This window comes from Pseudomonas meliae, assembly GCF_001400515.1.
Classification (GTDB): domain Bacteria; phylum Pseudomonadota; class Gammaproteobacteria; order Pseudomonadales; family Pseudomonadaceae; genus Aquipseudomonas; species Aquipseudomonas amygdali.
Genome location: NZ_LJQT01000310.1, coordinates 21,003 through 34,101 on the forward strand (window position 1 = coordinate 21,003; position 13,099 = coordinate 34,101).

General features: G+C 58.7%; 11 protein-coding genes. 1 reads left to right on the forward strand and 10 read right to left on the reverse strand.

Going from position 1 to position 13,099, the window contains the following annotated elements; translation table 11 throughout:
* Positions 1 to 35: 35 nt before the first annotated feature.
* The 8 genes from ALO64_RS14715 to ppsA form a co-directional block, all read right to left on the reverse strand.
* Complete coding sequence (locus tag ALO64_RS14715) at positions 36 to 1,070, reverse strand: OmpA family protein (RefSeq protein ID WP_002553044.1); 1,035 nt, start codon at positions 1,068 to 1,070, stop codon at positions 36 to 38.
* 104 nt (positions 1,071 to 1,174) lie between these two features.
* Positions 1,175 to 1,765, reverse strand: coding sequence for an RNA polymerase sigma factor SigX (sigX, locus tag ALO64_RS14720; protein WP_002553043.1), 591 nt, complete (start codon positions 1,763 to 1,765; stop codon positions 1,175 to 1,177).
* 82 nt (positions 1,766 to 1,847) lie between these two features.
* Positions 1,848 to 2,672 carry a mechanosensitive ion channel family protein gene (locus tag ALO64_RS14725; RefSeq protein WP_002553042.1) on the reverse strand — a complete coding sequence of 275 codons (825 nt, stop codon included), beginning with the start codon at positions 2,670 to 2,672 and terminating at the stop codon, positions 1,848 to 1,850.
* Positions 2,673 to 2,674: 2 nt separating this feature from the next.
* Positions 2,675 to 2,923 (reverse strand): hypothetical protein, encoded by a 249-nt coding sequence (locus ALO64_RS14730; RefSeq protein WP_002553041.1) that lies wholly within the window; start codon positions 2,921 to 2,923, stop codon positions 2,675 to 2,677.
* An 85-nt stretch (positions 2,924 to 3,008) separates the two neighbouring features.
* Complete coding sequence (locus ALO64_RS14735; protein ID WP_044343697.1) at positions 3,009 to 4,004, reverse strand: zinc transporter ZntB; 996 nt, start codon at positions 4,002 to 4,004, stop codon at positions 3,009 to 3,011.
* A gap of 11 nt (positions 4,005 to 4,015) precedes the next feature.
* Positions 4,016 to 4,504 carry a ribonuclease E activity regulator RraA gene (rraA, locus tag ALO64_RS14740; protein WP_004659258.1) on the reverse strand — a complete coding sequence of 163 codons (489 nt, stop codon included), beginning with the start codon at positions 4,502 to 4,504 and terminating at the stop codon, positions 4,016 to 4,018.
* Between the two features lie 87 nt (positions 4,505 to 4,591).
* Positions 4,592 to 5,584: an alpha/beta fold hydrolase gene (locus tag ALO64_RS14745; RefSeq protein WP_044343696.1), complete on the reverse strand. Its 993-nt coding sequence runs from the start codon at positions 5,582 to 5,584 to the stop codon at positions 4,592 to 4,594.
* Between the two features lie 161 nt (positions 5,585 to 5,745).
* Complete coding sequence (gene ppsA, locus ALO64_RS14750) at positions 5,746 to 8,121, reverse strand: phosphoenolpyruvate synthase (protein WP_044343695.1); 2,376 nt, start codon at positions 8,119 to 8,121, stop codon at positions 5,746 to 5,748.
* A gap of 193 nt (positions 8,122 to 8,314) precedes the next feature.
* On the opposite strand from ppsA, the gene ppsR reads away from it, so the two are divergent.
* Positions 8,315 to 9,133: a posphoenolpyruvate synthetase regulatory kinase/phosphorylase PpsR gene (gene ppsR / locus ALO64_RS14755; RefSeq protein WP_002553036.1), complete on the forward strand. Its 819-nt coding sequence runs from the start codon at positions 8,315 to 8,317 to the stop codon at positions 9,131 to 9,133.
* A 53-nt stretch (positions 9,134 to 9,186) separates the two neighbouring features.
* Here ppsR and prpF read toward each other — a convergent pair whose 3' ends face one another.
* Both prpF and acnD read right to left on the reverse strand, forming a co-directional pair.
* Positions 9,187 to 10,368 (reverse strand): 2-methylaconitate cis-trans isomerase PrpF, encoded by a 1,182-nt coding sequence (gene prpF, locus ALO64_RS14760; RefSeq protein ID WP_044343694.1) that lies wholly within the window; start codon positions 10,366 to 10,368, stop codon positions 9,187 to 9,189.
* 136 nt (positions 10,369 to 10,504) lie between these two features.
* Positions 10,505 to 13,093, reverse strand: a complete 2,589-nt coding sequence (gene acnD, locus ALO64_RS14765; protein ID WP_044343693.1) for a Fe/S-dependent 2-methylisocitrate dehydratase AcnD — start codon at positions 13,091 to 13,093, stop codon at positions 10,505 to 10,507.
* Positions 13,094 to 13,099: the final 6 nt, after the last annotated feature.

Genomic DNA, 13,099 nt, shown 5'->3' on the forward strand with positions numbered 1-13,099 from the left:
CGGCCTGAGCCGGGCTTTTCAGTACAAGCGGCTAATTACTTAGCTTGAGCTTCTACTTCTGCTTCTACGCGACGGTTAACTGCGCGGCCAGCTTCAGTTGCGTTGTCAGCAACTGGGCGGGATTCGCCGTAACCAACCGAGTTTACGCGGCTAGCGCCAACACCGTACTGGTTAACCAGAACCTGTTTAACGGCGTTTGCACGACGCTCGGACAGTTTTTGGTTGTAAGCGTCAGGACCGACGGAGTCAGTGTGACCTTCAACAGTGGTGGTGGTCTGTGGGTACTGCTGCATGAAGTCAGCAAGGTTCTTGATGTCGCCGTAGCTGTTAGGCTTGACTACGGATTTGTCGAAATCGAACTTCACGTCCAGCTCAACACGAACGACTTCGGCAACTGCTGGGCAGCCATCAGCGTCAACGGTAACGTTGGCTGGGGTGTCCGGGCACTTGTCGACGTTGTCGCACACGCCGTCGTTGTCGCTGTCGGAGCACACTTCAGCTACTGGAGCTGGTGCTGCTTCGACTTTCTTGCTGCCGCCGCCGAAGTTTACGCCGATACCGACGCTAGGCGCCCACTCGGTGTTGCCTTGGTCGATGTTGTACTGAGCTTCAACACCTGCACGGGCATAGAAGTTGTCAGTGAAGTACAGCTTGGCACCGCCGCCGATGTTGGCGAAGGTAGAACCGTCACGGCCGTTGCGAGCGTCTTGACCGATGCTTTGGTCAGAGAAACCGGCAGACAGGTAAGGACGCAGCATGTCGCCTGGGTTGTTGAAGTGGTACAGAGCGTCCAGAGCGGTGTTGGCGCCCTTGATGTTCTTGCCACTGTCGCTACGGACGTTGTGGACTTCGTCGTAGCCCAGACGCAGTTCAACATCGTCAGTCAGGAAGTAGCCAACGGAGCCGCCGAACAGGTTGCCGTCGTTTTTGAAGTTACGATCGCTGTCGTAGTATTCTTTCTTGGCGAAGCCTTCGATTTCGACCGCGCCTTGGCCTTGAGCCAGAGCGCCGAACGAAGTTGCGGCAACAATAGTACCAATGGCCAAGCCCAAGGTGTTTTTCAGTTTCATCCGTTAAATCCCCATCTGATGATTATTAAGCAGTCCCACACAGGGGGACAACTCAGCGGCAAGTCTACCAGACCTTGCCATTTGTTAGAGATATTTGCACCGTATTAAGTTTCGGCGATTCCCGCAAATTTCTCTCGTAATTTATCTAAAGCCCGCTTGTAACGCATTTTCGTTGCGCTCAAGCCCATGTGCATGATGTCAGCAATCTCCTGAAATTCAAGTTCTGCAACAAAACGCAGGACCAGAATCTCCCGATCGATCGGGTTCACATACACAAGCCAGCGATCAAGTCCGCCCCGCTCTTCAGGTTTGGGCGTCTTTTCTTCCGACGCTTCCTCAAGTGGATCCAGACTCAAAGCGTCCATCAAGCGACGCTTACGCCGTTCCTTTCTGTACTGCGTGATGCATTCATTGTAGGTGATGCTGTAAAGCCAGGTCTTAAATTTAGATTTACCTTCAAAATTTTTCAACCCATACAACACCTTAAGCATCACCTCCTGACAGACATCGTCAGCATCGCGATCGTTCCCTAAATAACGTGCGCAGACGTTAAAAAGTGTTCTCTGGTAACGACGCATCAATTCTTCATAAGCCCGCGTCACATTGAACAGCTCAACATGGGCGCGCGCGACCAGCTCCTCATCAGAGAGCTCGCGGGGATCGTAGCGCGTCGAAAACGGTTGAGGTTTATTCAAAACAAATCTTGCCGACAGTCAGGTCAGTGTCCGCCACGGCCTGTATCGGCAACCTGGCGGCATACATTAGCAGGTTAGCCGCTTAACGGCTGCTTACTCTCTGCTCGAGAAGGATGCGGTTGGAAAACGACACCAGCTCCCCCTCGTCTGTCAGCAACGTTGTCTTGACCGTACCGATTTCCTCGATCTGACCTTCCGTATCGCCCACCCGCACCTGCTGGCCCACCTGAAACAGCTCACGAACATAAATTCCGGCGATGATCTGCCCTGCAATCTCCCGACTGCCGAGGCCCAGGGCAAGCGCCACTGTCAGACCAACGGTAATCAAGGCAATCACAATAACGTGGTTCAGCAGGTCGGTCTTGACCTCAAGCTGGCTGATCGCAACCGAAATACTGATGATGATGACCAGGCCTTGAGCAATTCGTCCCAGGCCGGCGGAGTAGTCGATACCTACGCCTTCGGCTGCGCCGCGTACCAGCCCATTGACCAGTTGCGCCAGCAGCACGCCGACCAGCAAGACCAGCGCCGCACCAAATACCTTGGGCAGATACAGCGCCAACATGTCCAGCGTAGCTGAAACCCGCTGCAGCCCCAGCGATTCAGCAGCCGAGACGAGGAAAATCAGTAACACAAACCAATACACGATCTTGCCGATCAGGGTTGAGATCGGCACCTTGACGCCGGCGCGGCCGATGATCTTGGTCAGACCTGTACCGCCGACCAGACGATCCAGGCCCAGTTTGGCCAGCAGCTTGGAAAGCAGCGCGTCAAGCAGTTTGGCCACGACAAAACCCAGCAGCACCACAACAAGCGCGCCGAACAGGTTAGGGATGAAATTTGCGACTTTGGTCCACAATGCAGTCATTGCAGCAAGAAGGCTCTGGGTCCAGAGATTCAATTCCATGCTCAATCAGCCTTATCGATAGAACGGGCACCCGGAATGGTGCGGCGAGAAACAGGAGAGACGTGGGCAGAGCCGTTGTTCACGGCGATCATCAGTGCCTCTGACCAACGGCCCAGCAACCCGAACAACACACCGGCACCGACCTGGCGATTGGCGGTTTTCAGGACGCGTCCCAGACATGCGTCATCATCCCGGCTGGAGGATGAAGAATTGAGCATGTCGCGTAAAGATTCTTCAAACGGATCGTGCATCAGGCACCTCACGTAATGTCAGTCAAAGACGCGACGCGAAAACAACAAGTCACACACGCCCATCAAAAACCGGACAAGCCCACGCCTATACCCAGCGCAATCGCTTGAATAGCCACCACTGCCCGACGGCCAGCGCGACAATCAGCGAGCACGCCACCAGAAAGCCGTATGAACTGTCAGAACCGGGTATGCCGCCGACATTGATACCCAGCAAACTGGTAAGAAAACTCATGGGCAGGAAGATACCGGTAATGATCCCGAAACGGTACATGGTGCGGTTCATGTGCTCGCGCAAACGCCTGTCTTCGGACTCCAGCAGCAGCCCTACCCGCTCGCGGGTCAGCTCGAGCTCTTCCAGATAACGCGTCAGGCTGTTGTTCAGCTCATTCCAGTAATCGGCGTCGTCATGGGCGAACCACGACAGTTTGATCCGCGAGAGCTGGCCATAAATATCGCGCTGCGGCCCGAGAAACCGGCGCAGACCGGCTGCGCGTCGACGAATATGCAGCAGCTTGCCGTGCTCGGGACTGTACCGTTCGTCGGCGTCGGTCTTTTCTTCCTCTTCATCGACCGATTCGGTGAGTTCGCCGACCAGATCCTGAACCTTGTCGGTCAGGTATTGCGCCAGGTACAGGATCAGCTCCGAGGCACTGGTGGGGCCTTTACCCTGCCCCAGCATCTCGATCAGTTCCTCAGTGGCCCGCAGAGGACGCAGGCGCAGCGAGATCACCCGCTGAGCAGCAGCAAAAATGCGCACCGAGACCATGTCTTCCGGTTCGGCACCGGGGTTGAGGTTCACCCCGCGCAGAAACAGCAGCAACTCTTGCTCCGGCAACGGCAGCAGGCGCGGCCGGGTGTTCTCTTCAAGCAACAGGTCGCAGGCAAATTCGCTCAGACCACTACCGGTACGCAGCCACGTATGGGTCTGCGGATGACTGCGGTCCCAATGCAGCCACAGACTTTCCTGCGGCTGCAGCTCAAGGTCCTGCAACTCGGTTCGAGCGATGAAACGCGCCCCGCCCTTACCGTCCAACACAAGGGCATGAACCAGCCCCCACTGCGCGTTTGCTTCATCGAACATGGATATTTCGCTTATTCCGGCATGGTCAGGGGTGAAGGGGAAATGATGACGCCATTGTTGTCGGCATACAGATACTCTCCCGGGCGGAAGGTCACGCCACCGAAGGTGACCAACACATTCAGGTCACCGATTCCGCGTTTCTCGGTTTTTTTCGGATGGCTGGCCAACGCCTGAACACCCAGGTCGGTCTGCGCGATGACGTCAACATCGCGGATGCAACCGTAAATCAACATGCCTTCCCAGCCGCTTCTGGCCGCTTTCTCTGCCAGCATGTCACCGAGCAAGGCACAACGCAGCGACCCACCACCGTCGACCACCAACACCTTGCCCTTGCCGTCGAGCTCGACCTGCTCCTTGACCAGCGAGTTGTCTTCGAAACATTTAACGGTGACGATCTGGCCGCCAAACGAATCGCGACCGCCAAAATTGCTGAACATCGGCTCCACGACCTGAATCAGGTCCGGATAGGCGTCACACAGATCGGGGGTGATGTAGTGCATAAGGTCAACTCCTGTCTCGCGAATGGTACGGATCGGACTGATGAATCAGACGCGACCGGCTGACGCTAACCATAGCGACTTTAACCGCTAACTGCCCACCGCCGCCTGAAACTCTACAACCTGTTCAGGAACAGACTGCCCGTTCAGCCACTCGATGACCCGCGGCCAGACCTGTTGCTGCGCGGCCTTGCTGACCAGCATGCGCACGTGGTCGAAGTCTTCGTCAAAACCGTGCTCGCGCCCCAGGCAAAGAAACTGTTTGTGCTGCGCTGCGCCGATCTGATCGAACAGCGTGCGACAGGCCCACACCGGGTCCTGATGATCGCCAGACGCAGCAACGGCCAGCACCGGCACCCGAACCTCCTTAAGCCCCGCCCACCAGTTGTTGTCGCGCTCGCCAAAACGCCCGAACAGCCCGTGCCAGCGCAGGCTTTCCAGCACCAGCCCTATTGGCTCGTCTTCCGGCCCACGCTTGAAACGCGGCCCTGAAACATGTTCGAAGGACCTGAGCAACAGCCGCGCGGACCATTGCAGCGGCGGAATTTTCAGCGGCCAGTACGTGCGGCTGACCTGACTGCCGAATAGCGCCACCGACGCTGCAGTGTGCGGCCCCAGGTACTGGCCGCCCAAGGCCGCCGCCAGGGTTGTGCCGCCCAGCGAGTGCCCCATCCAGTGCGGTATCTGACCACTTTGCTCACAGACAAAAGCGGCAATGGCGGGCACGTCGAAACGGGCATAGTCAGCCACACAATTGACGCGGTAGTTCTGGTTGCGTGCAGACAAGCCGTGCCCGCGCATTTCCGGGATCCATACGTCATAACCGGCACGCGCCAGATACGGCCCCAGACCGATACCTTTGGGCGAATACCAGAAGCGCCGGTTGGAAAAACTGCCATGCAACAGAATCACCGGGATGCCGCGCACGTCGGGCTGATCGGCCAGCCCCAGTCGGGTCACCACCAGCTCGACGCTGGGGTCGGGGCTGTTGGCTGGCTTGAGACGGTAGACGTCCTCGACAAGGTCGCCGCGACGCTCGGCGCTGATCAAGGCAACGGGAAAAAGCTGGCTACTGCTTTGCATATCACTCTTTATCTGGCTTGACAGACGGTATGAAACAACGCGCTCCGGGGCTATCGCGGCACGCCATAAAAAAGGCGGCTTCCGAAGAAACCGCCTTTTTCAAACACCTGAACCAAATGACGGTTCAGGCCACCCTCGCGTCACACGAAGGCCGTGTCACCTCAGACAGGTGCCTGCGCCTCGGCGAGGAAGAACCAGGTTTCCAGCACCGAATCAGGGTTGAGCGATACGCTCTCGATCCCTTGATCCATCAGCCAGCGCGCCAGATCCGGATGATCGGAAGGACCCTGTCCGCAGATGCCGATGTACTTGCCCGCCTTGTTGCACGCCTGAATGGCATTGGACAGCAGCTTCTTGACCGCCGGGTTACGCTCGTCGAACAGGTGGGCAATGACGCCGGAGTCCCGATCAAGGCCAAGTGTCAGCTGGGTCAGGTCGTTGGAGCCGATGGAGAAACCATCGAAATACTCTAGGAACTCTTCGGCCAGAATCGCATTGGACGGCAACTCGCACATCATGATGATGCGCAGGCCATTTTCGCCACGTTTCAGGCCATTGGCCGCCAGCAGGTCGATGACCTGACTCGCTTCACCCAGCGTCCGGACGAATGGCACCATGATCTCGACGTTGGTCAGGCCCATCTCTTCACGCACGCGCTTGAGCGCACGGCACTCCAGCTCGAAACAGTCGCGGAAGTTCTCGCTGATATAGCGCGAAGCACCGCGAAAGCCCAGCATCGGGTTTTCTTCTTCAGGCTCGTATAGCTTGCCTCCGATCAGGTTCGCGTACTCGTTGGACTTGAAGTCCGACAGACGCACGATGACCTTTTTCGGCGTGAACGCGGCGGCCAGGGTGCTGATGCCCTCGACCAGTTTGTCGACGTAGAAACCGACCGGATCATGGTAACCGGCGATGCGCTTGTCGACGCTTTCCTTGATTTCCGGCGGCAGCAGCGAATAGTTGAGCAGCGCCTTGGGATGCACACCGATCATGCGGTTGATGATGAATTCCAGACGCGCAAGACCGACACCGGCGTTGGGCAACTGGGCGAAATCAAACGCACGATCCGGGTTGCCGACGTTCATCATGATCTTGAATGGCAGCTCGGGCATCGCATCGACCGAGTTGGTCTTGATGTCGAAACCCAGCTCGCCTTCAAAGATGTAACCGGTGTCGCCCTCTGCGCAGGAAACCGTTACGCCCTGGCCATCCTGCAGCGTCTGGGTGGCGTTGCCACAACCGACCACTGCGGGAATGCCCAGCTCGCGCGCGATGATTGCGGCGTGGCAGGTACGACCGCCACGGTTGGTGACAATTGCGCTGGCGCGCTTCATGACCGGTTCCCAGTCCGGGTCGGTCATGTCGGACACCAGCACGTCACCAGGCTGGACCTTGTCCATCTCGGACACGTCCTTGATGATCCGCACCTTGCCTGCGCCGATGCGCTGGCCGATGGCACGACCTTCGACCAGCACCTTGCCGGTCTCCTTGAGCAGGTAGCGTTTCATGACATTGGCCGAGGCACGGCTTTTCACGGTTTCCGGACGCGCCTGCACGATGTACAGCTTGCCGTCGTCACCATCCTTGGCCCATTCGATATCCATCGGGCACTTGTAGTGTTTCTCGATGATCATTGCCTGTTTAGCCAGTTCCGAGACTTCGGCATCGGTCAGGCAGAAGCGCGCACGATCAGCAGGCTCTACGTCGATCACCTTGACCGAACGACCAGCCTTGGCTTCTTCGCCGTAAATCATCTTGATAGCCTTGCTACCCAGATTGCGCCGCAGAATCGCCGGACGGCCAGCAGCCAGCGTGTCTTTATGCACGTAGAACTCGTCCGGGTTGACCGCGCCCTGCACAACCGTCTCGCCCAGGCCGTAGGCACCGGTAATGAACACCACATCGCGGAAACCGGATTCGGTGTCGAGGGTAAACATGACGCCCGCCGTTCCGGTTTCGGAACGCACCATACGCTGCACACCCGCCGACAGCGCGACCAGCTTGTGGTCGAAGCCCTGGTGCACGCGATAGGAAATGGCACGGTCATTGAACAGCGAAGCGAAGACTTCCTTGGCAGCGCGGATAACGTTCTCGACACCGCGAATGTTCAGGAAAGTTTCCTGCTGGCCTGCGAACGATGCATCTGGCAGGTCTTCAGCGGTCGCGGAAGAGCGCACCGCCACCGCCAGGTTCGGATTGCCGGCCGACAGCTCGGCAAATGCAGTACGAATCTGGGCGTTGAGCGTCTCGGGAAACTCGGCTTCCATGATCCACTGGCGAATCTGCGCACCGGTGCGGGCCAGGGCGTTGACGTCATCGACATCGAGCGCGTCCAGCGCCGCATGGATCTGATCGTTCAGACCGCTCAGCTCAAGAAAGTCACGGTAAGCCTGGGCCGTAGTCGCGAAGCCGCCGGGCACTGAGACGCCAGCACCTGCGAGGTTGCTGATCATCTCGCCGAGGGACGAGTTTTTGCCCCCCACGTGCTCTACATCATGGACGCCGAGCTTATCGAGGGAAACTACGTACTCTACCAAGGTGATCTCTCCACTAACTGTGTTTGTTGTTGGGAAAAGCTCATTCACCCGAATCACATGTGATGTGATCTCGGGCGTGTCTGGCCGGGCGCGGGCCCATGCCTTGAAACCGTACCTTCAAAAAAGACGCACCTGCAGGCAGGCACGCCTATGATAGCCAGAATTCGTCAACTGCTTAAGGCCTGGGTCAAAAATGAAACGATCTGCTTTCTTCATCTCGGACGGCACCGGTATCACTGCCGAAACCCTGGGCCAGAGCCTGTTGGCACAATTTGAAAACATTACATTCAACAAGTTCACCAGGCCCTATATCGACAGCGTCGAGAAAGCGCGGGCGATGGTACAACAAATCAATAATGCCGCCGACAAGGACGATGTGCGCCCGATCATCTTCGACACGATCGTCAATCAGGACATCCGCGAGATTCTTGCGACGTCCAATGGCTTCATGATCGACATCTTTTCGACCTTCCTCGCCCCGCTGGAGCAGGAGCTTAGTTCACACTCCTCCTATTCGGTGGGCAAATCGCACTCCATCGGGCATAACTCCAACTACATGGAGCGCATCGAGGCAGTCAACTTCGCGCTGGACAACGACGACGGCGCGCGGACGCATTATTACGACAAGGCCGACATCATCCTGGTTGGCGTGTCGCGCTGCGGCAAGACCCCGACCTGTCTGTACATGGCCATGCAATTCGGTATCCGGGCCGCCAACTACCCGCTGACCGAAGATGACATGGAGCGTCTGCAACTGCCTGCGGCACTCAAGGAACACCGCAGCAAACTGTTCGGCCTGACCATCGACCCGGACCGCCTCACCGCAATCCGTCACGAGCGCAAGCCAAACAGCCGCTATTCCAGTTACGCGCAGTGTGAATTCGAAGTGCGCGAGGTAGAGAGCCTGTTCCGCCGCGAGAACATTCCCAACATCAACTCCACGCACTTTTCAGTGGAAGAGATCTCTGCCAAGGTGCTGGTCGAAAAAGGTGTGGAGCGCCGCTTCAAATAACCATTGAAAGTAGCCGCATCAGCGGATTTTTGCAGCTGACTGTTTCAGTCGTTTTACTGTGGCACTCGCACCCAGCCTTCCATCAGCACTCTGGCGCTGCGGCTCATGAGGGCTTTGGTGACTTTCCAGTCACCGCCCTCCTGAACAGCCTGCGCGCCGACCCGCAGTGTGCCGGAGGGATGACCGAAGCGCACCGCACTGCGCGCCTGTCCGCCAGCTGCCAGACTGACCAACGTGCCCGGAATGGCGGCAGCAGTGCCGATGGCGACGGCAGCGGTGCCCATCATCGCGTGATGCAGCTTGCCCATCGATACGGCACGCACCAGCAGATCGATATCCTTTGCCGCAACAGGTTTGCCACTCGATGACAGGTAATCGGCAGGCGCTGCTACAAAAGCCACCTTGGGTGTGTGCTGGCGCGTCGCGGCTTCAGCAATGCTACGAATCAGGCCCATGCGCACGGCACCGTGGGCGCGAATGGTTTCCAGACGGGCGAGCGCCTGCGGATCACCATTGATATCGCCCTGCAACTCGGTACCGCTGTAGCCGATATCGGCGGCGTTGACGAAAATTGTCGGGATACCCGCGTTGATCATGGTCGCTTTCAGGGTTCCTATACCGGGCACTTCAAGGTCGTCTACCAGGTTGCCGGTGGGAAACATCGAGCCACCTGCGCCCTCTTCGTCCGCTGCCGGATCAAGAAACTCCAGCGCCACCTCTGCGGCCGGAAAAGTCACGCCGTCCAGTTCGAAATCGCCGGTTTCCTGCACCTCGCCGTTGCTGACCGGCACATGGGCGATGATGGTCTTGCCAATATTGGCCTGCCAGATACGCACAATGACGACGCCGTTTTGCGGCACACGGCCAGCATCGAGCAGACCACTGGCGATAGCAAACGAGCCGACGGCCGCCGACAGGTTGCCGCAGTTGCCGCTCCAGTCGATGAAAGGCTTGTCGATGGACACCTGACCAAACAGGTAATCCACATCGTGGTCGACCTTGGTACTACGCGACACAATGACCGTTTTGCTGGTACTGGACGTCGCCCCGCCCATGCCGTCGATCTGCTTTTCATAGGGGTCCGGGCTGCCGATGACTCGCAGCAGCAACGCATCCCGCGCCGATCCCGGAATCTGTGCAGCTTCGGGCAGGTCCGTCAGCCTGAAAAACACACCCTTGCTGGTGCCACCACGCATGTAGGTGGCGGGGATGCGGATCTGGGGTGAATGAGCCATGAATTCGTTGTCCTGTTCAAAGAGCGCGCTGCGCGCTCAAAATCGGACGCAGAGCGTCCAGAACTGCATGCCCACGCGGAGCATGGGCACGATAGTGCTCTTGCGCACGCTTATCGTTCTTCACGCTCCAGCGTAGCTACGATGCAGTAGCCTCCAGAAAATCCTGAGCAAAACGCTGCAACACGCCGCCCGCCTCATAAATAGAAAGCTCTTCAGCAGTGTCCAGACGGCATGTCACCGGCACCTCGACGCGTTCGCCGTTACGGCGCTGAATCACCAGCGTCAAGGTCGCGCGCGGTGTGCGCTGACCGACCACGTCGAATGTTTCGCTGCCGTCGATGCCCAGAGTCAGGCGGCTGGTGCCCGGTTTGAACTCAAGTGGCAGCACGCCCATGCCCACCAGGTTGGTTCGATGGATACGTTCGAAGCCTTCTGCGGCAATGGCTTCGACGCCCGCCAGCCTGACGCCTTTGGCGGCCCAGTCACGGGAAGAACCCTGCCCGTAGTCGGCACCGGCAATGATGATCAACGGTTGCTTGCGGGCCATGTAGGTTTCAATGGCTTCCCACATGCGCGTAACCACGCCCTCGGGTTCGATCCGGGTCAGCGAGCCTTTCCTGACCTTGCCATCGACCACTGCCATCTCGTTGACCAGTTGCGGGTTGGCAAAGGTCGCGCGCTGGGCGGTCAGGTGGTCGCCCCGATGGGTCGCATAGGAGTTGAAGTCTTCTTCCGGCAGTCCCATTTTCGCCAGGTACTCGCCCGCCGCACTGTCGAGCATGATCGCGTTGGACGGCGACAGGTGATCGGTGGTGATGTTGTCCGGCAGCACGGCGAGAGCCCGCATGCCCTTGAGCGTACGTTCTCCGGCCAATGCGCCTTCCCAGTAGGGCGGGCGACGGATGTAGGTGCTCATAGGACGCCAGTCGTACAGCGGCTCGACCTTCGGCCCGCTGTGTTCTTCGATGGCAAACATCGGGATATAGACCTGACGGAACTGCTCGGGCTTGACCGACGCCTGCACGACCGCATCAATCTCTTCATCGCTCGGCCAGATGTCCTTGAGACGGATTTCCCGGCCCTCGGCGACGCCCAGCACATCGTTTTCTATATCGAAGCGGATGGTCCCGGCAATGGCATACGCCACCACCAGGGGCGGCGAGGCCAGAAAGGCCTGCTTGGCATAGGGGTGAATACGCCCGTCGAAATTACGGTTACCAGACAAGACCGCCGTGGCGTACAGGTCGCGGTTGATGATTTCCTGCTGGATCAACGGATCGAGCGCGCCGGACATGCCATTGCAGGTGGTGCAGGCAAAGGCCACGACGCCGAAACCCAGTTGCTCAAGCTCCGAGGTCAGCCCTGCTGCGTCCAGGTATAGCGCCACGGTTTTCGAGCCGGGTGCCAGCGATGATTTCACCCACGGCTTGCGCAGCAGCCCCAGGCGGTTGGCGTTGCGTGCCAGCAGACCGGCGGCAATGACGTTGCGCGGGTTGCTGGTGTTGGTGCAGCTGGTAATCGCCGCGATGATCACCGCGCCATCGGGCATCTGCCCCGGCACGTCTTCCCACTGCCCGGCAATACCTCTGGCTGCCAGATCCGCGGTGGCGACCCGCGCATGGGGGTTGGACGGCCCGGCCATGTTGCGCACCACGCTGGACAGGTCGAAGCTCAGCACGCGCTCGTACTCGACCTCCTTCAGGCTGTCCGACCACAAGCCGGTGTGCCGGGCATACAACTCGACGAGCTTGACCTGTTCGTCCTCACGCCCTGTCAGGCGCAGATAATCGATGGTTTGCGAATCAATGGAAAACATTGCCGCTGTCGCGCCGTATTCCGGTGCCATGTTGGAAATCGTCGCCCGGTCACCGAGGGTCAGGCTCGACGCACCCGCGCCATAGAACTCCAGATACGCGCCAACCACCTTCTGCTGACGCAGGTATTCGGTCAGAGCCAGCACCACATCGGTGGCGGTAATACCCGGCTGACGGCGTCCAGTCAGTTCGACACCGATGATGTCCGGCAGACGCATCCACGAGGCGCGCCCCAGCATGACGTTTTCGGCCTCGAGACCGCCAACGCCGATGGCAATCACGCCCAGCGCGTCGACATGTGGCGTGTGGCTGTCTGTCCCCACCAGCGTGTCGGGAAAGGCTACGCCGTCGAGCACCTGCACCACCGGCGACATTTTCTCCAGGTTGATCTGGTGCATGATGCCGTTGCCCGGCGGGATCACTTCGACGTTCTTGAACGCCTGTTTGGTCCAGTCAATGAAGTGAAAGCGGTCTTCGTTGCGACGGTCTTCGATGGCGCGGTTCTTTGCGAACGCCTGCGGGTCATTACCGTCGGATTCCACTGCCAGCGAATGGTCGACAATAAGCTGCACCGGCACCACCGGGTTTACCTGCGCAGGATCACCGCCCTGCGAGGCAATTGCATCGCGCAGGCCGGCAAGATCGACCAGTGCGGTCTGCCCCAGAATGTCGTGGCAGACCACCCGCGCAGGGAACCACGGAAAGTCCAGATCACGCTTGCGCTCGATGAGTTGGGTCAAAGAAGCACTCAAGGCCGCAGGATCACAGCGGCGCACCAGGTTCTCGGCCAGCACGCGCGAGGTATAGGGCAGCGTGGCATAAGCGCCGGGCTTGAGCGCCTCGACCGCTGCGCGCGCATCGAAATAGTCCAGTCGGGTGCCAGGAAGCGTTTTGCGGAATTCACTGTTCATTGCGGG

Excerpts from the sequence above, each read along its gene's own strand:
- ALO64_RS14725 (WP_002553042.1), bottom strand. The coding sequence starts at position 2,672 with ATGGAATTGAATCTCTGGACCCAGAGCCTTCTTGCTGCAATGACTGCA.
- acnD (WP_044343693.1), bottom strand. The coding sequence starts at position 13,093 with ATGAACAGTGAATTCCGCAAAACGCTTCCTGGCACCCGACTGGACTAT.
- ppsR (WP_002553036.1), top strand. The coding sequence starts at position 8,315 with ATGAAACGATCTGCTTTCTTCATCTCGGACGGCACCGGTATCACTGCC.
- ALO64_RS14745 (WP_044343696.1), bottom strand. The coding sequence starts at position 5,584 with ATGCAAAGCAGTAGCCAGCTTTTTCCCGTTGCCTTGATCAGCGCCGAG.
- ALO64_RS14735 (WP_044343697.1), bottom strand. The coding sequence starts at position 4,004 with ATGTTCGATGAAGCAAACGCGCAGTGGGGGCTGGTTCATGCCCTTGTG.
- prpF (WP_044343694.1), bottom strand. The coding sequence starts at position 10,368 with ATGGCTCATTCACCCCAGATCCGCATCCCCGCCACCTACATGCGTGGT.
- ALO64_RS14715 (WP_002553044.1), bottom strand. The coding sequence starts at position 1,070 with ATGAAACTGAAAAACACCTTGGGCTTGGCCATTGGTACTATTGTTGCC.
- ALO64_RS14730 (WP_002553041.1), bottom strand. The coding sequence starts at position 2,923 with ATGCACGATCCGTTTGAAGAATCTTTACGCGACATGCTCAATTCTTCA.
- rraA (WP_004659258.1), bottom strand. The coding sequence starts at position 4,504 with ATGCACTACATCACCCCCGATCTGTGTGACGCCTATCCGGACCTGATT.